The sequence below is a fragment of the Mesorhizobium sp. M6A.T.Cr.TU.016.01.1.1 genome (assembly GCF_003952585.1).
Taxonomy (GTDB): Bacteria; Pseudomonadota; Alphaproteobacteria; order Rhizobiales; family Rhizobiaceae; genus Mesorhizobium; species Mesorhizobium mediterraneum.
Window position 1 is genome coordinate 93,309 of the sequence record NZ_CP034452.1, and the last position, 22,801, is coordinate 116,109.

Annotated in this window: 18 protein-coding genes and 1 tRNA gene; 5 read left to right on the forward strand and 14 right to left on the reverse strand. The window is 61.1% G+C overall.

Annotation, left to right across the window (positions count from 1 at the left end):
• Positions 1 to 912: a LysR family transcriptional regulator gene (locus EJ075_RS00435; protein ID WP_126102948.1), complete on the reverse strand. Its 912-nt coding sequence runs from the start codon at positions 910 to 912 to the stop codon at positions 1 to 3.
• A gap of 97 nt (positions 913 to 1,009) precedes the next feature.
• Between EJ075_RS00435 and EJ075_RS00440 the strand changes: the two genes are divergently transcribed.
• Positions 1,010 to 1,888 carry an NmrA/HSCARG family protein gene (locus EJ075_RS00440; RefSeq protein WP_126102949.1) on the forward strand — a complete coding sequence of 293 codons (879 nt, stop codon included), beginning with the start codon at positions 1,010 to 1,012 and terminating at the stop codon, positions 1,886 to 1,888.
• A gap of 109 nt (positions 1,889 to 1,997) precedes the next feature.
• On the opposite strand, the gene EJ075_RS00445 is transcribed toward EJ075_RS00440, so the two are convergent.
• Complete coding sequence (locus EJ075_RS00445) at positions 1,998 to 3,518, reverse strand: phosphomannomutase/phosphoglucomutase (RefSeq protein ID WP_126102950.1); 1,521 nt, start codon at positions 3,516 to 3,518, stop codon at positions 1,998 to 2,000.
• A gap of 204 nt (positions 3,519 to 3,722) precedes the next feature.
• Here EJ075_RS00445 and EJ075_RS00450 point away from each other — a divergent pair.
• From EJ075_RS00450 to EJ075_RS00460, 3 genes are all read left to right on the forward strand, one after another.
• A tRNA-Pro gene (locus EJ075_RS00450) sits at positions 3,723 to 3,799 on the forward strand.
• 1,143 nt (positions 3,800 to 4,942) lie between these two features.
• Positions 4,943 to 5,599 carry a Crp/Fnr family transcriptional regulator gene (locus EJ075_RS00455; protein ID WP_245458068.1) on the forward strand — a complete coding sequence of 219 codons (657 nt, stop codon included), beginning with the start codon at positions 4,943 to 4,945 and terminating at the stop codon, positions 5,597 to 5,599.
• A gap of 733 nt (positions 5,600 to 6,332) precedes the next feature.
• Positions 6,333 to 7,172, forward strand: coding sequence for a response regulator transcription factor (locus tag EJ075_RS00460; RefSeq protein ID WP_126102952.1), 840 nt, complete (start codon positions 6,333 to 6,335; stop codon positions 7,170 to 7,172).
• Positions 7,173 to 7,472: 300 nt separating this feature from the next.
• Here EJ075_RS00460 and EJ075_RS33035 read toward each other — a convergent pair whose 3' ends face one another.
• Entirely contained in the window at positions 7,473 to 7,616 is a 144-nt protein-coding gene (locus EJ075_RS33035) for a hypothetical protein (RefSeq protein ID WP_158302623.1), read from the reverse strand.
• A 256-nt stretch (positions 7,617 to 7,872) separates the two neighbouring features.
• Between EJ075_RS33035 and EJ075_RS00465 the strand changes: the two genes are divergently transcribed.
• Positions 7,873 to 9,708, forward strand: a complete 1,836-nt coding sequence (locus EJ075_RS00465) for a polysaccharide biosynthesis/export family protein (RefSeq protein ID WP_164547005.1) — start codon at positions 7,873 to 7,875, stop codon at positions 9,706 to 9,708.
• 206 nt (positions 9,709 to 9,914) lie between these two features.
• On the opposite strand, the gene EJ075_RS00470 is transcribed toward EJ075_RS00465, so the two are convergent.
• From EJ075_RS00470 to EJ075_RS00520, 11 genes are all read right to left on the reverse strand, one after another.
• Complete coding sequence (locus EJ075_RS00470) at positions 9,915 to 11,084, reverse strand: NAD(P)/FAD-dependent oxidoreductase (RefSeq protein ID WP_158302621.1); 1,170 nt, start codon at positions 11,082 to 11,084, stop codon at positions 9,915 to 9,917.
• On the reverse strand, positions 11,077 to 11,409 hold the full coding sequence (locus EJ075_RS00475; RefSeq protein WP_245458069.1) for an NAD(P)-binding protein: 333 nt from the start codon (positions 11,407 to 11,409) through the stop codon (positions 11,077 to 11,079). Before EJ075_RS00475 ends, EJ075_RS00470 begins: the two co-directional genes overlap by 8 nt.
• A gap of 93 nt (positions 11,410 to 11,502) precedes the next feature.
• Entirely contained in the window at positions 11,503 to 12,684 is a 1,182-nt protein-coding gene (locus EJ075_RS00480) for a GNAT family N-acetyltransferase (RefSeq protein ID WP_095486503.1), read from the reverse strand.
• Between the two features lie 9 nt (positions 12,685 to 12,693).
• On the reverse strand, positions 12,694 to 13,017 hold the full coding sequence (locus EJ075_RS00485) for an acyltransferase (RefSeq protein WP_095486502.1): 324 nt from the start codon (positions 13,015 to 13,017) through the stop codon (positions 12,694 to 12,696).
• Positions 13,018 to 13,030: 13 nt separating this feature from the next.
• Complete coding sequence (locus EJ075_RS00490; protein ID WP_126102954.1) at positions 13,031 to 14,365, reverse strand: hypothetical protein; 1,335 nt, start codon at positions 14,363 to 14,365, stop codon at positions 13,031 to 13,033.
• The gene (locus tag EJ075_RS00495) at positions 14,356 to 15,633 is read right to left on the reverse strand and encodes a glycosyltransferase family 4 protein (RefSeq protein WP_126102955.1); all 1,278 of its coding nucleotides are present in this window, start codon (positions 15,631 to 15,633) and stop codon (positions 14,356 to 14,358) included. The genes EJ075_RS00490 and EJ075_RS00495 overlap by 10 nt, the downstream gene beginning before the upstream one ends.
• Positions 15,634 to 15,647: 14 nt before the next feature.
• Positions 15,648 to 16,406, reverse strand: coding sequence for a hypothetical protein (locus tag EJ075_RS00500; protein WP_126102956.1), 759 nt, complete (start codon positions 16,404 to 16,406; stop codon positions 15,648 to 15,650).
• On the reverse strand, positions 16,393 to 18,360 hold the full coding sequence (locus tag EJ075_RS00505; protein ID WP_126102957.1) for a hypothetical protein: 1,968 nt from the start codon (positions 18,358 to 18,360) through the stop codon (positions 16,393 to 16,395). The genes EJ075_RS00500 and EJ075_RS00505 overlap by 14 nt, the downstream gene beginning before the upstream one ends.
• A 5-nt stretch (positions 18,361 to 18,365) precedes the next feature.
• Positions 18,366 to 19,511, reverse strand: a complete 1,146-nt coding sequence (locus EJ075_RS00510) for a glycosyltransferase family 4 protein (RefSeq protein ID WP_126102958.1) — start codon at positions 19,509 to 19,511, stop codon at positions 18,366 to 18,368.
• The gene (locus EJ075_RS00515) at positions 19,511 to 20,317 is read right to left on the reverse strand and encodes a glycosyltransferase family 2 protein (RefSeq protein ID WP_095486496.1); all 807 of its coding nucleotides are present in this window, start codon (positions 20,315 to 20,317) and stop codon (positions 19,511 to 19,513) included. The genes EJ075_RS00510 and EJ075_RS00515 overlap by 1 nt, the downstream gene beginning before the upstream one ends.
• A gap of 747 nt (positions 20,318 to 21,064) precedes the next feature.
• Entirely contained in the window at positions 21,065 to 22,636 is a 1,572-nt protein-coding gene (locus EJ075_RS00520; protein ID WP_126102959.1) for a hypothetical protein, read from the reverse strand.
• Positions 22,637 to 22,801 lie beyond the last annotated feature (165 nt).

Consider the following 22,801-nt stretch of genomic DNA (forward strand, 5'->3'; position numbering starts at 1 on the left):
CTACTGCTGGTCAGCCGCAGTATTTGCCAGACTGGAAATCCGGTCGGATGCAAGCTCGATGAATGCCTTGACCAGGGGCGAAAGATGCCGGCTGCTCGGATATAGGACATGCAGCCCGCCAGCCGGCGTCGTGTAGTCCCGGAGAACGCGGCTCAGCCGCCCCCCATTGATGAGGGGCTCGGCGATGCTGTGCGGCAATTGGGCGATGCCGAAGCCTGCGAGCGTGGCCGCAACGACCGCCTGCATTTCATTAGCGGCGAAGCGCCCGGCCACCGTGACCGTCTCCTGACCGTGTGGCCCGTCCAGCACCCAATGGGTGCCGGAGGTCGAAGGGCCTGCGATGACGCACTGGTGGTGCGCAAGATCCGCCAGGCGTTTCGGCATCCCGTGCCTTGCGAGATAGTCCGGGCTGGCGCAGAGCAGCCTGTGCGTGGAGCCGAGTTTGCGGGCAATCAGCGTCGAATCCTGTAGGATGCCGGTTCGGAAGGCGAGATCTATACCGTCCTCAACCAGGTTGAGCTTGTCGTCGGTCAGGCGGAGCTCGACCTTGGTCTTCGGATACATTGCCAGAAAGTCGACCACGGCAGCTGTGAGGAAATGGCTCCCGAAGCCAACGGGCGCCGAAATGCGAATCGTGCCCGATGGCTCCGCCTTCGCTTCCGCAAGGCGCAGATTTGCTTCCTCGATCGTCCGCAGCGCCTGACTGCTCTGCTCGTAATACAGACGCCCGGCATCCGTCACGTTGAGGCTGCGCGTGGTGCGCTGCAGCAGGCGGACCCCAACCTCACGCTCGAGCGCGGCAACGCGTCGACTGACCGTCGTCTTGGGCATGGCAAGCAGCCGCGCGGCAGCGGTGAAGCTGCGAGCTTCGACGACGCGAGCGAACACCACGATATCATTGAGATCGATCATTGTATCCGCATATGGGACAAAGTTTTCCAATTATATGCAATTGTGCATCAATGTGACAAACCTTAATTTTGCTCCACCGCAAAAAAGGAGCAACCACATGACCACTAAACGAAGCATTCTAGTCACCGGCGCCACAGGCCAGCAAGGCGGCGCAGTTGCGCGTGCCTTGCTGTCGAGCGGACATCGCGTCAAGGCATTGACGCGCAGGCCGGACAGCGATGCCGCGCGGCAATTGGCGTCGGCAGGCGCCGAGATCGTGACCGGCGATCTCGGCGATACGGCCTCCGTTATGAAGGCTGCAAAAGACGTCGACACCATGTTCTTGATGGGCAACAGCTACGAGGCCGGGATGGAAGAGGAGACCCGCCAGGGGATTCTGGCCGCCGATGCAGCCAAGGCTGCCGGCGTCGGACATTTGATCTATTCGTCCGTTGCCGATGCCGACAAGAAAACCGGCATCCCGCATTTCGAAAGCAAATATCTCGTCGAGCAGCATGTCGAACGGCTCGGCCTTCCCTATACAATCAGCGCCCCGGTTGCTTTCATGGAGAATTTCGTCGCGCCGTGGTCGATCGGCGCGCTCAGCCAAGGCACGCATGCTTTCGCAGTGCCCGCCAAACGCCCCCTCCAGCTGGTCGCCCTGGCGGACATCGGCGCCTTTGTTGCCACCCTGGTCGAGCGGCGCGAGCGCGTGTTCGGCAAGCGTTTCGATTTCGCCGGAGACGAGTTGTCCGGCGAAGACCAGGCCAAGATCCTTTCGCAGGCCATCGGCCGCCCGATCAACTATCAGGAAATTCCGATCGCGGTGGCCCGCCAGCAAAGCGAGGACGTAGCGCTGATGTTCGAGTGGTTCGACCGCGTCGGCTACGACGTCGATATCGCGGCTTTGCACCGAGATTTCCCGGAGGTCCGCTGGCACAGTTTTGCTGACTGGGCGCGGAAGTTCGACTGGAACGCTCTTGAGCAGGCATCTTAAGCCCGACTGAGTTCCCCGTTTGCGATGATGCCCGGCGGAAGCGGATCAGCGACAAGCTGGACCGCTTCCCTTGCATGGTCCTCTCACCCTGGATGCGATGAGGCGCTACCTAGAAGGTCTGATTATAAGCGCCGACTTCCGGGCTGCGGCGCAGCACCGCATCGACGCCTTCGAACATCTGCCGGCGCCGCTCCGACGACACCGGGCTCTCCACCACCACGACAAGCTCCGGCTTGTTCGATGACGCCCGCACCAGGCCCCAGGTGCCGTCCTCGGCAACGACGCGCACGCCATTGACTGTGATCAGCTCGGCGATCTTCTGGCCGGCGAAGACAGTGCCGTCCTGCTTCATGGCCTGGAAATCGGAAACGACCCGCTCGACCACACCGTATTTCAGCTCGTCGGCGCAGTGTGGCGACATGGTCGGCGTGCCGAAGGTCAGCGGCAGGGCGCGATAGAGATCGGCCATGCTGCTGCCCGGGCTGCGATCCAGCATCTGGCAGATGGCGATGGCTGTGATGAGACCATCGTCATAGCCGCGCCCGATCGGCGGATTGAAGAAGAAATGACCGGATTTCTCGAAACCAGCGATGGCGCCAAGCTCAGCCACGCGCCGTTTTATGTAGGAGTGGCCGGTCTTCCAATAATCGGTGACGGCGCCATCGGCGCGCAACGCGGCGTCGGTGTTGAACAATCCGGTCGACTTGACGTCGACGACGAAGGTCGAGCCGGGATGCAGTCGCGCGATGTCGCGCGCGAGCATGACGCCGACCTTGTCGGCGAAGATCTCGTTGCCTTCATTGTCGACCACGCCGCAGCGGTCGCCATCGCCGTCGAAGCCAAGCCCGACGTCGGCTCCCGTCTCCAGCACCTTGTCGCGGATCGCGTGCAGCATCTTCATGTCTTCGGGATTGGGATTGTAGTTCGGAAATGTATGGTCGAGCTCGACATCGAGCGGGATCACCTCGCAGCCGATCCGCTCCAGCGCTTCAGGCGCGAAGGCGCCGGCAGTGCCGTTACCGCAGGCGGCGACCACCTTGAGCTTTCGTGATATGCGTTTCCCAGTGGTCAGGTCGTCCAGATAGGTTTTGCGGAAATCCGCAACGAAGTCATAGGAGCCGCCGCCGACAAGGTCGAAGTCGCCGGCAAGCACGATCGTCTTCAATGCGCTCATTTCCTCCGGACCGAAGGTCAGGGGACGCGCCGCCCCCATCTTGACGCCGCTCCAGCCGTTTTCGTTGTGCGAGGCGGTGACCATGGCGACGGACGGCGTGTCGAGCGCGAACTGGGCAAAATAAGCCATCGGTGACAGCGCCAGCCCGATATCCCTGACCCGCGCGCCGGCGGCCATCAGCCCGGAAACCAGCGCCAGCTTGATTGCCAGCGAATAGGAACGGAAATCATGCCCGGTCACGATATCCGGCCCGGCGCCCAGGCGCCGGATCAACGTGCCGAGCCCCATGCCGAGCGCCTGAACACCGATCAGGTTGAGCTCCGGCGGCTCCGCAGAGCCCGGATGGCCGAACCACCAGCGCGCGTCATACTCACGAAAGCCGGACGCCTTGATAAGCGCCGAGGTTTCAAACTCGAAGGTGTTGGGACGGGCTTCGCTAACGATCTTCAGGGGCAAGACAGCAACTCCAAGCGGCTGGAATCAGAGTGGTTTCAACGCAGGTGGCCGATGCCTATAACACGAGCCTTTAAGCCGTGTTTATCCCCCAGGAAACTGAAACCTGTATGACGTTAAAGCGAAAGCGGAAGAAATGCGACAGAAGCGCTGCCATTGGCGCTTGCAGGAACGAAGTGCGGCGGCTATAAGCCCGCGGTCTGGTCACGGAGTGTAGCGCAGCCTGGTAGCGCACATCGTTCGGGACGATGGGGTCGCAGGTTCAAATCCTGCCACTCCGACCAGAAAAAACAAATACTTAGGCGGCCCGAATACCGCCTACCCCACAGAAAACCGGAAACAGCATCTAGGCACCTCGGTGCAGCTGGCAGACGCATGATTATCAAGCGCTATCTATGCCATTGCACCCGCCAGCCCGGATCGGCTTGTTTCCGCACCGACCAAAGCCAAGACCACATTAACCACTCGCGATTTTGCAGATGGTGCTCTCTGAGGCCGCGCCATCCAAACTAGTCTGCTGCGCGCCAAAAGCTCGCAACCGCCGACAGCTGTCGAATGACTTCAATGGGCAGGAAGCGGTCCGACCGGTTCTGGTAAGACGCGCGAGAATGCAAAAATTCAATCCGGTGGGTCCGACGTCTCGAACTGACCCGAAGACAACACCCATACTTCGAGCTACGGCCTGCCCCTCTGCGCCTCCATATCGCAACTGGCGATATGACCGCCTCGCGACTACAGCGCGGATTGTTTCGTTGTTTCCGCTGCGTCCTCAGTCCCGCCGCCCTCTCATCGAGTGGACCAGTCTCGTTTCGCGTCGCCCCGTTCCTTAGAACTGAGGCGATGGAACCGCGAATGGAATAGGACAAGATCGAGCAACGGTCGCCGGATAGTGCGCCGCCTCAGCTTTATCCACCTATGGAATAAATCGATAGGGGGATAAACACATGATCGAGCCCGAACAGGAACTCGTAGCCCGTAGTGCGGCAAGTGGTCAGGCCGGACGCGTCAGCGTCAGCATTCCTCTTCCCGCATTCGTTCATCGACCGCACAGCGAAGAAGCGTGCGCTTTTCTTGCGGCATGCCATGAACGCTGCGTTTGAACTCAGGCATCGGCGTCAGCGTTTTCATGATGAAAATTATCGGCCGCATCGAGCGCGCCGGCAACCGCCACGCCGCCGAGCGAGCAAAGAGCGAGTGTCCCGAGACAAGCCGGGAGCCTTAACCGCCTGATGCTTGCAACACCTTGATCTAAGCGCAATTTGCCTCATTCAAACAGACGAGGACAGTGGGCCAGCCTGCCCCTACGGTAGGAGATCTGTCTGTCGAACTCGTCCGGGGGCAATTATTGTGCGGAAACAGGGGCAACCTCGCGATTCTTCATGCAGACACTATGGCAGTTCATGCGCTCGCATCCCATAGGGGCGACATTGTCGAAGAACGATTGGGGGAATGACGATTTTCTCGGTGTTACCGCAAAAATCTACAAACCCCATTCGGTGATAGGCCGCCAGGATGACGATAACGATGAGATATTCATCGTAAAATCGGGTTGGGCCATCCTTTCCCACGGGCTACCGGACGGAGAACGGCAGATCATCGACACTCCCCTCACGGGGGACATTGTCGGTTTCCGTTCTGTGGACGGACCACGTTTAGCATCGCTGGCGTCCATAACCGAACTAACTGTTTATGAAATTTCCAGTAAGGAACTTGTCGAGGCCATCTTGTCGGAAGGCCGTCTCGGGAAGAAGATCGTCTGCTCCCTGGCCCGCCTGAACGCCATCCTTGCCGAACATCTCATGAATACCGGGCGGCGGACCGCGATGAGCCGCACCGCCCATTTCCTGCTCGAGTTGGAGGAGAGGCTCTCCATGGTTGGCTTGTCGGCCCATGGAAGATATGAGTGTCCCCTTACGCAATATGACTTGGCCGACATTCTCGGAATGACCACCGTTCACGTCAACCGAACGTTGGGGGAACTCCGCAGGGCCGATCTCGTCTCTTTCAAGGCGGGCCATGTACAGGTGATCAACCGCAAGAAGCTGGTCGAAATAGCCGGATTCGACAACGAGTATCTCAGGTAACGGCTATCTCCTAGAGCGGCAGCGCACGGGCCATTAGCAAGTTTTCCGCTGGAAGACGACCCTCCGCCGTTGCTGGACCAGTTCCAGCCAAATGTTTCCGGACGACTGGTCGTGCGCGGCCTGGCGGGGCGGTGATATATCTCGACCACAGGGTATCCGCATCCGGCGTGCGGTGAAGGACGGGCCGAGCGGAACTTAACCTCGTCCGTGTTGAGCAATATGCAAAAGGCCCGACCATCATGACCGACGGCGACACGGCCTATCGCGCGGCGAGAGCGTGCCGCAGAATAAGTGCAAGTGGCTCACACACTGCGGCAGATCTATCGGGTGTTCTCACCTAAAGCGTTGGGCAACGATATCAAAGCGCTGCGACCTGACCATGCCAACCACCGCCTTCAGGAATCCTCGCCTATCGCTGCAATCGCCGCAGGCACCATCCCGATCGTCGTTCGACTACCAGCGGCTTGAGATGGCTAAGCCGTCCCATCCCTGCGTCTTCAGGCAGATTGCCGCGCCCTTGGGTTCCAGTTTGGCGTCCGTTGCCGGCAAAATTTACCGAAAAAGCAACCTATGTTAGAGACTGCTTATAAATAGATCTTACACTGCCCAACCTATTCTCGCCAAGGAGGGAGTGAGGAACTGCAAGAGACTCAAACCGGGGGCATCGAGTGCGGTTGGCGCGTGGAGTGCCCTACTCGACGCGTGTACCTCAATCGCGCCGGAGCGAGAGGCAATGATGACAAGACAATCTTTTATAACAGTACTTGTCGGGCCGAGCGAGTTACTCCGAGAAGGCCTTAGTCGAATCCTGGAAGCGGCAAAGTTTCGTGTCCTTTTCTCTGCGGCTTGTGTTCACGATCTTCTGCAGAAGCCGCTAGCCCAGCACCGGTCCATCTTGCTCATCATAGATGTCGGCGGTACTGATGCGGATGCTGAATTCGCACAAATTGCAGAATTCAAAGCGATTTATCCGACCAGCCATGTCGTCGCGCTAGCCGATCACTGTCGATCGACCGATATAGTTTCAGCTTTTCGTGCGGGGGCAGACGGGTATTTGATAAAAGTCGCTGCTTACGACACCTTCATCAAAGCTCTCGAATTGGTTATGCTAGGGCAGACGGTGTTACCTGCCGAAACTTCAACGGCTATTCAAGATATAAGGCATGATCTGAAACCTGACGCGGTAGCTGATGAGTTAACAAATGCGGTTGTTAAAGTGGAGCATGAGGATCAAGAACTATCAATTTTGTCAGATCGGGAAAACTGTATTCTACGTCGCTTAATCGAAGGGGAGTCTAACAAAGCCATCGCGCGCGAGATCAACATTGCCGAAGCTACGGTGAAGGTACACGTCAAGGCCATCCTCCGAAAGATCCGGGTCCGCAACCGTACACAGGCTGCAGTTTGGGCGATGAACCATGGCATGCTTACTGCCGCGTCTGGCAATGGCCCGTCAGGGAACGAAAAGATAGCAACTCAACCGTCTCACCATCCGCAAGATCTGCTTAAAGCACAAAAGGGGTACCACTCTCTCGATAATATTCATTCAATGAGACCCGCTTCCCTGCCTTGATATATCGGCATTCGGGCTGGTGCCTTCACTTGCCAAGCCTCACCCTGATACGAGGCTCCGCGATCAAGAACGTCCAGGTTCAAATCACCCTCGGCGGTGGCAACGAAAGAGGTGCGCCGTTTGTACTGGAAGCGGGCCGTCTCCGATCGGTTTTCCTCAAATCATGCGGCAAGCGTTGTCGTCTGTACCTGCGTCGGCGGGATGTGCGTGACGCGGTAGCGTTGTCCAAGCGGCACGGACTTCGGCCGAGGACGTGAGAGCTGACGAAAGGAATATGAGGCGGGGCCAGGTCCGCTATGGTTACCTCACCTCGATGATGAAGTTGGAAACAGCCCAGCCATCCTGCGAATGCATGCCGGAGCCGCAGACGGTTCGAGGCGCTGCGTCGGTAACCAAGATTTCCGCCTCTTCGTTGCGTTCGATCGCTTTTGTCCCGTTTGCCATCAAACAAGTTCTCCTGCAGCGCAGCAGTCTGGCTATTGGACGAAGGCCGCGCTTTATCCGGAAGGAGTGCCCACAAAGGGATAGTTGTGCCGCTGGCGGCGAAGGGTCACGATAAGGCAGAGCCGTGCCCGTCGACCCGTGCTTGACCAGTTCGGGACGGGATGGCCGCCATTGAAAGCCACGCGCCATGGCCATGGATACAAAATACAATTCCGACCCCGTCGCTCCTTCGTCACGGGCGGCTCGCCGCAGGGGAATGAAGGCCATCCTGCTTGCCTTTGGGCTCTGCGGGGTCGCCGCCCTGGGAGGGGCCGCGATCGGAAACTGGCCGGCCGTCGAGGTTGTTTCCGGACCCGTGATGCAGAAGATCGAGGATATCTCCGGAGCCGTGATGCAGAAGGCCGAGGATGTCTCCGGCGCCGTGGTGCACAAGGCCGCGGATGTCTCCGGAGCCGTGGTGCAGAAGGTCGAGGATGCCTCCGGAGCCGTGATGCAGAAGGTCGAGGATGCCTCCGGAGCCGTGGTGCAGAAGGTGTCTGCTGCTATCGATAGCTGGCAAGGACAACCGGTCCAAGCCACGGCCGAACCCTCTCGCGCGATCGTGTCGGGACCGGCTGCGGCGGCGCCGGTCGAACAGAGCGCCGTCCCTGCGGTCCCCACCAGTGCCGAGCCCCCCAAAACTCTCAGCACGGGACCGGATGCGTCCGCCGCGGCGTTGGTCGAGCGGAGCGTCGTCCCTGCCGTCCCCACCAGTGCCGAGGGCTCCAAAACCCTCAGCAATGCGCCAGGCGTGCCAACCGGAGCCCTGTTTGGCATCGGCGACCGCCTCAAGGTCACGTTCTACGAGCGCGTCGACGTCGAGGAAGACAAGTGGGGGCGCGCGTCCTCTGCCTTGCACGGCATCCTGCAGCGTCCGGAACTGAGCGGCGAATATATTATCCAAGAGGACGGCACGATTTCCGTGCCCTTGCTTGGCTCCATTCCGGTCGCCAACCGGTCGACGCAACAGGTACAGGCCGACCTGGTGGAAACCTTCAATCAACTGCTGGGCCGCGAGGGACTGGTGAACATCCTGCCGCTGGAGCGCCCACCCATTTACGTGCTGGGGCCGGTCAAGAATCCAGGCTCGTTCAAGTATGCGGCCGGCATGACGATCCTGCATGCGATCGCGCTGGCCGGCGGACTCGACCGGGCCGAGAGCGAACCGTGGCAGAAGATCGAAACCGTGCGTGAGACCCAGAAGCGGAGCGCGGCGATCGATGCGATGTTGAAGTTGCTCGCGCGCGCGGCGGTGCTGAAGGCCGAGCGCGACGGCACGGCACCCACTATCCCGCGCCAGTTGCTGGAGCTGGCCGGCGCGACCGAAGCTGCTAACCTCGTCAACGAGCAGAGCGACCGGCGCAAGGCCGTCGCCACGGCCCGCAAGGATCGCGAGCGCGCGAGCCTGCGGGCGCTGGAGGCGGCCAGGCAGGATGTTGTCGCTTATAGGCGCATGGAGTCGCTCGACGAATTGGTCAAGCTGCGCCAGGAGCGCGTCAACAGCATGCGCACGCTCGTGGACCGCAAAGTTCTCAGCATGACGGTGATGGCTCAGATCCAGAGTGAGTTGTCCGACGCGGAACAGCGTCGGCAGGACGCCCTTAACCAGTACGCGAGCGCCAACCAGCGCCTCGCTTGGTTAGAGTCTGAGGTGTTGCGGACCCGGGCCGACCTCAGGAACGATCTGGAGGTCGAGATCGAGACCGCGGAGAGCCAGATCGCGGCCAATGTGCGCGAGTTGAACGCCAGCGAAGGCATCCTTTACACGTTGCCGGTGACCCGCGCCCAATTTGCGAAGGACGCAAACAGCGTAATTTATCAAATCGTGCGGCAATCGGCAGCCGGGCCGGTCAGCATCGAGACCGTTGGGATGACCCTGTTGCAGCCAGGCGACCTCGTCAACATCATCGTGGGCGAAAGCGAGCCAAGAGAACCGGCCGATTCGTCGGTCCCGACCTTGTCGCCGACCTGCGAGAGCTTGCCTGCCGCGTGCAACCCAAGCGACGTCGACCCTGCCCGCGTGGTGAGGGAGGAGAGGATCGATCCGAATTGATGTGGCTGCTTGTCTCCTGCCAGAATGGCTTCTGCCAGTGATGCGTACCAGTTGATGCGGTCACTACTTTCTAAGCCTGGTCTTGGAAACGTCGAAAGCCCTGATCGGCGCCAGCCTGACGGGCCTTCGCCGCGACGAAGCGGCTTCGGCCCGCGCAGGCGGCAGACGCGGCATGAAGACCAACAACGCTGTCGATACCGCCAAGTTCAGCCTGCTCCCCAACGAACTCCGCTTGCCGCCAAGCGAAGTTGTGGGATCGAGATTCCCATCATGTCGAGACCAATCCTGCCCATCCGACGAATACGCCATAATAGCGTTGTATCGGACGCCAGTGATCGGTTGTAAGATGCTTCAGCAAGCGACCATTCATCACAGGCAACTTTGACGGGATCACTGTAGTACGTCTGAATTTTCTCGACGCCCATTCCGGGCGTGGCTAACCATGTCGGAATATGATGGCATAACCGATCAACATCGGTTAGCACTTTATTGAGACCGGTACCCGCCGCCGGATCGCTGGTAGCAAAACTGTCACCGGCCAATACCAGACCGGGTTGCTGTTCGTGATTCTGCGCGGCGTAAAGATCAACGGGTCGAATTTGAATATCGCTTGACACGACAGCATCACCGAGGAGACGCTTCAATCGGGGCATTGCCGCATACAATGCAGATAACGGCGATGTGCGCACTTCCTGACACCACGGATGGCGTATATCACCATGGTAGACGAACACATTGGCGCGCATTCTTGAACCAATCGGAAACATGCTCACGTAACCCATAGGCCCTGGCTTTTCCGCAAAATACGTTAAAGCTTGAAATTTGAAACCAGCTTTAGAGGTGAGATCAAAACCAACACTGATCGAGTGGCATTTGCTGATCTCGGATCGCGTGATCGCACCCCGGACGACATTGTTTAAGCCGGTCGCCACCACAATCAATCGGGTCGACCATGTGTCACCATTTGACAGGGTAATTTCCTGCCGGTCGGAACTCGTCGTTATTTTGGTCACTTTGGCGCAGATGAATTGGACACTATCTGGAATCTGGCGGCGAATAACATTTACCAAATCCTGATAAGCCACCCCATATTCGCAGGGCTCGCCGTGTTTCCCATGCTTTTTACCGATGACATAACCGTGACGGGCCACCCATATCTCAGTCATCGGTGTCGCAGCCGCCAATACGGCATCCGCCAGCCCGGTTTTTTTGAGCAAGTCGACTTGATCGTCATCGAGTTTTTCGCAGCGAAACTCCCCTGGATAGACTTGATGGATATCAACAAGGATGGTCGAAATCTCCATCCGGCCAAGCATCGCAGCGGCTAACGAGCCGGCGGTACCACCCCCGAGGACCGCTACATCAATATTATTCAATTCCCGCTCCTTCGCCCACCACTTCATTGACAGCACGATCGTGACGGCGAACCAAACGGTGTCGAAGAAAATTCAAGACTCCGTCTTTTGCTGCAAAACCAAACCAGGGGCGCTTGTTTATCACCCGACCAAACCGCGCAATCCACAGTTCGGTAAACAGCGTTGACGCGGCAACAATCCCAATTTTCTCGCAGCGAAAATCCTCCGGACAGGGATGATGCGCGTCGATCAGGACGACCGAGAATCCGGCTCGCCCGAGCGTCGCGGCGGCGATAGAACCCTCCAGACCGCCGCCGACAATCCCAATATCTGCGCTATACATCATCGTCTCCCACAAAGTAATCGCATTATACTATACTCTTTCGCGAAGCTCGATGATTGCATCCCGCGCCGAGATCAAAAACTCGTGATCGCCCGGTCAGAGAAACATGCGATGCAAGGATCGTCTCGTCTTACGAAGAACCTGCCGCAGCGGTGGCTTTAATAACGGCGTTTGATTATACCATGTATCCACATAATTGATTGCCATTTTCATCGCAATGACAATACGACCGCGCAAAGTTCTGCTATCAAAATGGAAAAACAAAAGCGAATTTATATCGGACCATGAGAGCTTATAAGGCTCGTCGCCGATCGTAAAATCGAATTTCTGCATCTTTTGGCCAATGGCATATTGCATAATTTCCTGAATATGCTGACGCCCGGGACTGTATTTGGCGAACTCCTCCTGATAACTCGACATCACCAGTGAATAACTGGAATTTAACTGGAGACCCAGACCCGTCGCCACCGGAATCCCATCCAAATCCAGCCGCGTGACATGGATGACCTCGCGCAACCGAGGATTGGCGACAATCGCCAAATAAAATTCGCGAAAACCCGGACGTTCGAACATATCATGAACACCCATTCGGGCATAGCTGCTCCGTTTTTGTTCGATCAGCTTTGCAATGGTGCACTCGATCTCGGCCTGATCTTGCACGTCTACAAAGCGAACCGCCCCGCCACCTTGCTTGGCGAGGTTTTTGGCCTTGCGCCGGTGGGTATGCAGCGTCGAATTCGAAAACTTTGACGCATAAAACCGATCCCAGTTCGCTTCCGGGAGGGTTGCGACATGTCCGGCGCAATTAGCCAGCAAGACTGGCAAGTCGAGAAAGGGATTAGGTTGAGAGCCGACAACACTAGGCATATTGTAAAGTTCAACAGCGTCGAAACGAAGTTGAGGATAGTTTTGAATCGCCCGAATTATGTCTTTCCACAGGCGGCCGAATTGCCCAGGTTTCACGTGATCGCTAAAGTTTATCGCCAGAATGGGCGAATTATAATCGCACAATTCCGATCCAAACCAGACAAGCCGGCGGATCAGACCATGGCGTTCGATCGCCAATGGCAGAATAAAAATCGCCGCGCCCGTATCGTCGAGACCCAGCACGATCACCGGAATCAGTTTCTCTCTGGAGCCGATGTGGCGATACCATTCCATCTGCCAATCAAACAATTGGAATACGGTACAATCCGCATGCTGCTCTAATGTTCTCCACTGAGCTTCCACCGCGTCCATATCGGTGAAGATTTGCAGAGCAATATTCGCCGTCGTCATTGGGTGTGCCTATGTAACAAAGGTTTTAGCCAGTCTGCTGCTAGAGATGTTCTGGTTGAAATCCCAAGAGCTAGCGTGCCTTGTCCGGGTCGCCGATCGAATTATAGGGAAGAACCTGCGGATGACTTCGCCCGCAGGGGCTTGCTCCAGTCTGAACAGCAAGTTGCGCGTGATCAGGAAGCCACTCAGGACGAAGAACAGTTGGACCCCCAGCGCTCCCGCCCCGATGGGGAAGTGCGTTCTGACCCGCGGCCCGCCGAAGTGCTCGACGCCGACGAGTCCGGCCGCGATGGCCCGCAGGCCATCTAATTGCGGTCGATAACCCAGCGCCATGATCGGTGTCTCCTCAAGTCTGGAGCGGCGACGCGGTCGGTCGTTCGTGCGCGGGGCCGGCGGCAGAATCCAGTTTCATCGCGAAGGCCAAAATCAGGGCCGCACATGCACCCTCGATGCTGACGGCGAGCGTCCAGCCTAGGACCAGGCCTTGAAGTCCATCAAGCTTCGCCCCCGCGACCACGAAGCACAGCTCCAGCAATCCGCCAAGCGCGAACCAGCGAGATGCCTTGCGCATCCTGTCGCGCAACCGCGCCAGCGTACAGGCATGAAATTTGAGCGTTGATCCCAACAGGCTGAAGCCGAGGAAGCGCAGGCTCGAACCGGCGATCTCAGGATAGACGGGATTGAAGACCGCAAGGATCTCCTGCGAATAGGTGAAGATGAAGGCGGCGCAGACCAGTGAGAAGAGCAATGACGCCGTCAGCGACAAAAGGATATCGTGCCTGGATTGTTTCGGGCTTGCTCTGACCACGGGGAACAGCACCGTGGCCATGGCTGCGGGAATCAATGAGGCCATGGAGACCAGCATCCACAACGGCACGAAGGCGGCATTGGTGGTCGGCGACAGGAGAACCAGCACAAGGTAGGGCATGATGACGCCCGGGGCCTGTGCGGCCACATCGAGCGCGTAGTGACCGAATACCTTGCGCCGAAGCGTATGGAGCAGCCGGAAATCGGGGCGCCCAACGAGGCGACGCGCACCGCCCCGGGTCAGGAGATCAAAGCCGATCCAGGACGCCGGCAGCGCGGCCACCCACGACAGAAGAATCGCGGCATTGGAGGCGTAGCCGGCAGCCGCGAGGGCGGCGATCAGCATCAGCTTGACCACGGAGAACAGCACCTGCCGGATCATCTTGCCGCTGCTCCGCAAGTGGCCGACGAGCGCCTGATCGCCCACCATGCTGAGACCAGTCAGGCCGCAGCCGAGGACGAACGCAGCGCCCACGAACCAGCCGCCGATCAGCCCGGTCGAGCTATTGAGGTGCGCCTCCTCGAAGACAAACAACAAGGCCAGGCCGACCGTCAGCGCCACCCCGACGGACGCTGCTGCGGCCACGAGGCAGCGCTCCTTGCCGGGATGCCGGACGATCTCCCCCATCAGCAAGGTCCCCAGCCCGGCCTCCCCCAGCAGACCGACGAGGCCCATCACGGACAGGAGGGCGGAGGCCTTGCCGATCACCTCCGGCGGAAACAGCCGGGCGGCGAGCCACCAATAGACAAACCCAAGACCGGCCGCTGCAATCGTTCCGATCGCCAGAGCGCCGGAATTCAGAACGAGCGCGGCGCTCTTTCGAAGCTCTCGTCGGGCGCGAATAGTGGCCGTCCCGACGAGGCCTACCGGCATGATGGCTCTCCCGAACCTTGGTGCGCCGGCACCGCGGACCTGCTGGCGGTTGGGCGCAGGACGTCCCGGTAGACCTGCTCGATCCGGGTCACGACCGCTCCGGCCTTGAGGCGCCCAACCCTGGCGAGGCTTGTCGCCTCCAGGCGGGCAAGCAAGGCGCGGTCCTCCAGAAGTGTCTGCATCGCGTGGGCCAAGGCTGACGCATCACCGGGCGGCACGAGAAGCCCCGTTTCGCCGTGATCGATCATATCGGGCATGCCTCCGACGTCGGTTGCGACGACGGCCTTGCCGGACGCCATCGCTTCCATGATGACGGTCGCACAGGGTTCCAGCCCGACCGATGGCGCCACGCCGAACAGTGAGCGCCGCCATGCGTGCATGACGGCGGAATGAGGCCACATGGTGAACACATGGACGTTCGGCGGAAACTCAGTCGGTGTATCGGCGAGCGGGCGCCCGATCAGGACCAGCGGAGGCGCGCGCTCGAGGTCGGCATAGGCTTGCAGGAGAGCGTCAATGCCCTTGAGGCGCATCATATCGCCGACGAACAGGATGAATCCATCCCCGGGTAGCTCCCGCAGGCAGGGATCTTCCGGGCCAAGCACCTCGACATCGTCGGGCACGAAATTGGTGATGACCTCGTAGGGGGCGCGGCCTTGGGTCAGGCCGTTGTGACGCGCCACCGCGTGGCTCACCGCGATGAAACGGTCCACCACACGCCGGGCGGCGAAGCTCGACCCCCAGTTGCCAAACGTGGTCACGGCTGCCTTCACGGCCCCGTAATGCCCGGCAGCGCAGGGCAGGCACTTCGCCAGTGCTGGGCCACCGCAGAGATGGGTGCCCAAGTGCATGAAGTTCTTCTTGGCGCAGACAAGGCCGTAATCGTGGAGCGTAACCACGAGGCGTGCCCCACTCAGAACTTTGAGCGGCAGGAAGGACGCGTAGATCCAGTTATGGGCGTGGACGATGTCCGGCCTCTCCTGGGCGACCAGCCGCCTCAGGGCTAGCACCAGTTCGGGATCCGGGAAGGGTGGTGCGTGGCGGCGCTCGGGATCGCTGTGGAGGCCCGACAGACGCTGGAGCGTGCCGCGCAGGCGGTGCACGCGGACCGCGCCGTCCAGCTCGGTTTCGGGCGATCCGGGATGCATAAAGGTGCCGACGCTCACGTGATGGCCCCGCTGCGCCAACGCCGCGCCGAGGTTGCGGACGTGCCGCTCCTCTCCCCCGATCACCGGAGGATAGAACTGCGACAGTAGCAGGATGCGCATGGTCGGGCTCCGTTTCAGATGTGCGGCACCAGCGTCGAAACGCTGCGATAGAGTCGGTTGTCTTCCGGCCGATAGAGCCGGGCATCTGCCTTCTGCGGGGTGGCCAAGACGGGCACCGGGATCTCCCGCGCCCAGGTCTCGCCCGGCGCGATGGTGAGCGATCGGAAGATGGCGAACGGTTGCCCGTCGAGGGTGATTTCCAGGTCGAACAGCTGAGGTTGAGTCTCGGCGCTCCTGATGCCGACGGTGATCCGGCCGGACTCGCCACTTGCCGACGGCAACAACCAGAACGCGGTGTATTTGAATTCCCGGTAGGCCGCTTCGTCCCGGACGGCCAGCGCATAGGCTCCGGTCGCCACAAGCAGCGCTAGCATGAACGCGGCCCCCTGCCAGAGCCGGACCCGCGCCGGAGCCGGCCAGGCTGGCAGATCGGGAGTGTCGCGGCGGCCGGCGGCCACCAGTGCCGCGGCGGCCGTCACGGCCCAGAACCACAGCGCCCAGCCGAGCGGCGTAAGGGAGCCCGCGGCGTTCAGGGCAAATCCCCCGGCGATGCCGGCGGCGAGGCTTGCTCCGACCGCGTAGACGAAGTGTTGCAACGCGGAGCCGGTCCTCACGCCAATGGCCCGCAGCACCGTGTGGCCCGAGACGAGGAACACCATGGGCGCGCCCAGGGCAGTACGGATGAGCAAGCTGTCGCTGACCGCAACAGCCGCCACCGCGGCCCCCGCCCACAGGCACGCGGCCAGAAGGTCCAGCTTGCTACAAATTCTCATGCAATCCTCTCACGTCATAGATGACGATCCAGCCGTTGTCGTAGATGCGGGTGACGCCCTTGATGTCATTGAACTTGAGCAGCTCTGCGCCCGAGAGCGGCGTTCCCTGCCGTTGCCACGGCTCGAAGTAGAAGCCGAGCACCGGGGGAGCCGTCGTCAGGCGTAGGTCAATCATCAGGAAATCGATGTCGCTTCGCGCCAAGGCCCAAAACTCGTCGGGCCCCAATGTCTCGGCCTCGAATATGCGCGCGGAATAGACGCCTTCGATGATCCTGACCCTCACGTCCTGCCGGCCGTAGCTCGCAAGCAGAAGGCGGTTGATGCGGTCGGAGGTGAAGCGGTTGCCGGCACCGAGCCATTCCTTGGCCCAGCGTGCCGTTTCGATCCCCATGGGCTCGATTGATGCCTGATCTGCCGCCACCCTGTAGCGCCCATGGATCGGATTAATCGTAGAGCTCGCGACGCCGCCCAGGACGATGACCGCCAGAGCGACGGCCGGTGCGATGCGGCGCCACCCGCGTGGCGTGCGGCCCTGCCAGAAGTGGACGATGCTCACCGCGACGACCAGCCCGACGGCGATGAACACGAACGTTCCCATGCGGTTGCCGATTTCCCATCCGGCGATGGTCAGTCGGAAGGCCACCGAGACTGGGAGCCCGAAAGCCAGCAAGGCGAGGAGCACGAGGCGGCTGTCGCGCCAGCGGCGTTTGAGAATGTCCCGGATCGGACGCCAACCCGACCGCGCACCACTCGGCGCTGCCATGGCCAGCGACCGAAAGAATCCCGTTGCCAGGCCGAGTGCCAACAGCAGGATCGCCAGCAAGGTGGTCAGCCGCATGTAGAGGGCCTTGTCCGGCGCTCCGGGGTACTCCGACCGTGGAGTGGGCGCGCCCAGGATCTTCCCGAGCAATGTGTCGAAGCCGGATTCGACCATCGGGCCGAGATAGCCTGTGAGAGGGATGCCACGGGCCTGCACCCAAAGGGACGGCAGGGCTATAGCCAGAAGCGCCGTGAAGCCCGCGGCGGTCCTGGCCCCAATCCGCAAGGGCCCCTGCCGGCGCAAAGCCTCGAGGGCCGCCAGCGCTCCGAAGTAGGTGGCGGTGAAAGTGGCCGAGAGGTGGTGCGTGACCGCGAGGCTCGCCAACAGCAAGGCAATCAGCCCGAGCGCCTTCAGTCTCGGTCGCCCGACGAGATCCTTGGACGCTGCTTCGACCGCGAAGGCCAGCACGCACAGCACGATGCCGAGGCTCTCGTAGGAGAACATCGACTCGAACAGGACGAAGGTTGAGCAGCCCATATAGGCCAGGCAGGCGATGGCCGAGATGCGCGGCGATCCGGTGATGCTTTCGAAGAACAGAAACAGGGCACCGATGAACGTGCCCCTGAGGACGGCCAACAATAGAGTCCCCGCCGCAAACAATGGCAAGCCCGTCAGATTGACGATCGCCGTCGTCAGGATTTCCAGGGCGGGATACGTTGGCCCGATTGGGAAAAGCGGGTTGGACAGAAATAGCCGGCGGGCCGTCATAAGATCGTCGGCTGCGATCCAGTGCAAGAACTCGTCGTGATTGATGAAGCTCGTCGGGGAATAGACCGTCTTGTAGTAGAACAGGGCTTCGGCAAGCAGAAACAGGAGGAACAAGCGCTCACCCCGGGCTACCATCGGCCAGGTGATGCGAAGGCTGGTCGGAACGACCAGGAGGACGACACCGGACCAGAAGAGCAGCGGCGCCACGTCATAGCCCCGGCGCCCGGCCGCGTGCCCGGCCACGACCAGGAGTAGAGCCGTGGCGATCGTCAGGCATAGAACCGCGATCCACCCGGAATTGGCGCGTTGCGACGGGGCATCGGCGCCGCCGTCGCGAAGGTCGGGGCCGATAACGGCCGAGACGAATCGTATCCCGGCCCGGAGCGGGTTGATCCTGGTTCCCGCGGTGAAATGAGCCGGCATCATCAGCCTCATACCCCCGTCGCAGGAGGCCACGACATCACGCCGCCGGGGGGCAAGCGGACCACGGATCGGCTGCTCAGGACATCACAATAAACGTCGCTCAGCACTTGAGCGCAGGCATCCCAGTCCGGTAGCGCCAAATCCGGGACCTCCCGATGGGCCTTTAGCTCGTCGGCCATGGCGGCGGCCAACTCTTTCGGACCGGCGTTGGGCGGAATCGCCCGGCACAGGCCCTTGGCGGCCAGCTCCCGCAGACCGGACGTGTCGCTGACAAGGACCGGACGGCGCAGCGACAGGGCTTCCATTACGGCGATCGGATGGGCTTCGTAGTCGCTGAACAGCACGAACAGCGCAGCCCTCGCCAGAAGGTCTGCCATTTTCTGCCGCTCGGATCCGGGGATACCCGCAATGGTGACCCGCTTCTCGAGGCCTAGCATCGCGACGAGGCGCCGCAACTCTCTCTCATACGGGCCTGTACCGACGACGTGCAGTCGCGCGTCTGGCACCCTGCGGATCAGTTCGGGCAAGGCCCCAATCACCCGGTGATGGCCCTTGTAGCGCTCCAGCCTGCCGCCCGAGACGATCAGGTGCGGATCGACCTTGATGCCGGGGCTCGGAGCTGGCATCGCGGCGCCGTTCGGGATAACGACAAACCGCTCCCGTGGCACGCCCATCCTCCCGCTGAAGAAGCTGGCTTCGAATTCGGAGACGCCAATCAGCCGCGCGGCCTGGGCCACCAGAGGCCGGAGCAGCGCGTGCTGCGTGCCGCGCACGGTGTTGCGCAGCCGGGAGGAATGCCCGCCGCTATGGAAGGTCAGGATGAACGGCAGGTCCCCGCGCACGGCCGCGAACAGTCCGATCGGCGCCACGAAGGTGTTGTAACCTTGGAAATGGATCAGATCCCAAGTCCCGCGCCGGATCGCGGTATAAATGCGGGGCGCAAAATAGAGGTCCAGCTCCCTCGGCCAGGCCCGCACGCGCCGGACGCGCATGCCGCGCACCTCCTCCTCAACCGGCAACTCCCCCGAGGGATCGGTGGTGAGCACGTCGACGGCGTGGCCCAGCGTTACCAAGCGGGGGCCGACTTCCTGGATGTGAGTTTCGATGCCGCCTATGAGGGGGTAGCAGCGGGCGGCAACCATCAGGATTCGCATCAGGTCTGTCCACCGACAACACAGGCTGTCGCGCTCCGCCTGCGCTGTTGGTGTATCCTCTCGCGCAGGATGGTTTTGAGGACGCGCCAGCCGTCCGGCATGGCGCGCAGATGGCTCACACCGCTGATGCGCTGAGCCTCGAAGCTCGCCACCTCTACGATATTGAGGTGGTTCTTCAAGGCCCGCACGTTGATGAGCGTCTCGATCTCGAACCCATCGCAATCGCAGTCCAGCGTGGCGACGTGTTTGGTCCAGAAGGCTATGTATCCGTAGCATAGATCGGAGTACCAACCGCCATAGAGCAGCCGCACGAAAAGGGTCAGCCCCCTGTTGCCGAACATCCGGACCAGGGACATATCGTCGGTGCCGGCGCCCTGGATAAAACGTGAACCCTTGACGAGATCCGCGCCGGCCATCAGCGCACTTACAAAGACGATCGCCTCCTCCGGGACCATGGAGCCGTCGGCGTCCAGCATGACGATGATGTCGCCTGTGGCGGCCAGGAATCCCGCTTGCAGTGCAGCGCCCTTGCCCCGACGGGGCTCCATGACAACCTTCACGTCCTCGCGCAGGCGGCGCGCGACCGCGACCGTGTCGTCGGTCGAACGACCATCCACGATAATGATCTCATGCGCCCAGTTGGGGATGCGCGGCAGAAGCCAAGGGAGGTTCTCGGCTTCATTGAGCGTCGGGACGACGAAGCTGACTCGAGGCAGAGTCAACGATCGCCGCAGCGCGAAATCGATCGGGTCAGGCGGCGATGCGGCACCGATGGGGGCGACAATGCTGGAAAGACGGGCGTTCATGGCAGCGCTTTGAGGTCGTACGATGGGACCCAGGGGGCGGGCTGGAAGCGCGCCAGGACTGCCGATAGGTATCGGGCGAGATGATGGGCCGGGTGATACGTCCGGTGCTCCGCATCGCGCGCACGCAAATGCGCGGCCAGCGACAAGCCGTGGGGGCCAGATCCAATGACCGCCACATCCACGGATGTGCTTGATCCAACCATATGCGGACTCCCGGCCATAATAAAATGAAGATGAGATGAAGATCGGTACGCTTGCAGCCCCCTAATCTTAGTTTGTTATGCGAGCATTACTGATGCATATCTTAAATGGAAGGACGATGGATGGTTAGGAAAAGACAATAGATGATTAGCTCTCTTGGGGTATCCCTTCAGGTTATTTCCAGCCCATACCACCAGCGCGGATAGCACGGCAGCGGCACCGATCATCTTCAGCAGCTGTGTTGGCAGCGTTGCCAAACCCGTTTAGACCTCTGGGGCCACCTTCAACGCCAGCGAGGACATCCATCGACCCGCGGCCGGCACTAGCTCACAAGCGACAATTTCTACTGAGCGAGCCGTCGGGGCGAAGAAATGAACGTCCAGCGCAACGCTGACATTGCCACTGGCCAGAAGCTGCGATGTGCAGGTGGGCTCGCTCCTTCACTCGGCCGTGATTTCCGAGCTTATTCTGTGCCCGAGAAGGGTCGAGCGCGCCCGGCCCTTCGCAGGCGGGGTACCTTGCGCTCGACCGCCTGGCTACGGGTAGCTAGCCGGACGAGACCGGCCAAGAGAGGGACTGCCCACGCGGTCCCGAGACCCCACGCGGTCCCGAGACCGGCGCGTCGGGTACCAGCAAACGATAGGAGGTCGTGACCTCTCGCAAACCCCGGATATGCCCGAACAGGTCGATCACCTCCAGGCCAGACCGGCGATTGTAGGTGTGACACCCCAACGCTCCGGACCAAATGCGACCGACCGGGGTCTGGGCAAACTCCGACACGCCGAGCGCATCGATCTGGCAGAACGTCACCGCGCCGCCATAACCGCGCGCGCAGTCTTGGACCGGGCGTAGCGTGCGTCCGCCGTGTCGGATGACGGCGCCTGCGGGGCGGCTGAGCCTGGCATCGAGCAGGACGGGGTTGGCGGCATGGGGCATCCAAGACCCGGTCAGGCTCTCGGCACGGTAGAGGCTGAGGGCATCCCAGGACGTGGACCTCCACAGCCTTGGGCTGACGAAAAACCAAAAGCCGCCCGCATGGCAGAGCGGCGTGGTATCGTAGCCCTCAATGCCTTCCATGAGGCAGGCCTCCCGCGTCCACCGGTAAGGGAATTCCACTGCCCGGTAGAGGCTGACATTCCTGGCCGCCCCCGATTCGGGGATCATCCAGATCTGCCCATCCTGCTCGAACAGGAACGGGTACGAGAGGTGATGCGGTTCCTCCACGACGATCCGGGATGCGCCGGCGGTCCCGTCCCGGTTCACTGTCACGGCCGCAATGCACCCCCGGTTCTTCGAGTAGAGGTACTGTTCGACAAAGATGAAATCCTGCCCCTGGTGCCGGAACGGGAACGGGTCGGCAAGATAGCTGTCGGCATTTCCGGTGAGCACCCGGAAGGTCGCTTCGCCTTTGTCGAGCAGGCTCGCCGATTCATCGAAGCGCCAGCCAATCCCCCACATCCTGCCGCCCCTCGCCAGGACGTCCAAAAGCCCGATCGCCTTCGATGCAACCGTGCCGGTCGCCCTTGCAAGGGCCGAAAATGCGCCAAGCGAAGGCACGGCCGTCCGTGAACCGGGGACACCGGACGCAGCTGAACCGGTTTCCTCGCGCAAGACTTTGAGGATCAGCAGCACAGCGCAGGAGAGGACGCTGTCGAGACTCGCTGAGAACACTCCACGGTCTACACTGGCCGGACGGGCCATCCACGGCCGCAACGGGCGCGCCGTGTCGTGCAGGTCGACGAGAAGGTCCTGATCATTCGCCACGGCCGCCATGACGCCGATCTCGCCGGGTACGCCGTTGAAGAGCGGCGTCAGCACGCGCAGCCCCGCCGGGCGCGTCTCCTCTCCGCTCAAATCGATCACCACGTCCACTTGGTCGGACGGAGGCGGCGGCAGGGACCGCAGCGCCGCCTCGACGGAGTCAGTGGCGCCGTTCCCGCGAAAGCCATAGACCAGTCGTTCGAGTTCGAGCAGCAGACGGCAGGTCAACGGCAGCGGGCGGCGACCGGCCGCCAAAGCGCAGGAGACCTCGTTGCCGGGCACTTCAGCAAGCGCTTCTGCCAGCCAGAGGTGCCACCGAAGTAGCCGCGATGGATCGAGACTCAGGCAAATGCGCATTGTTGTTCTGACCGCGGATTTCAAAAGGACGCCGGCTCACAGCTTGACGAGAACCGCCTGCGGCGATCCGCCTTACCAAGACTCCGCCGCGGGCCTGCGGGCCAGGGAGGTAGATGGAAAGCGATGGCGCGTGCCACAGCGCGAGAATACTTCCCACCTATTACT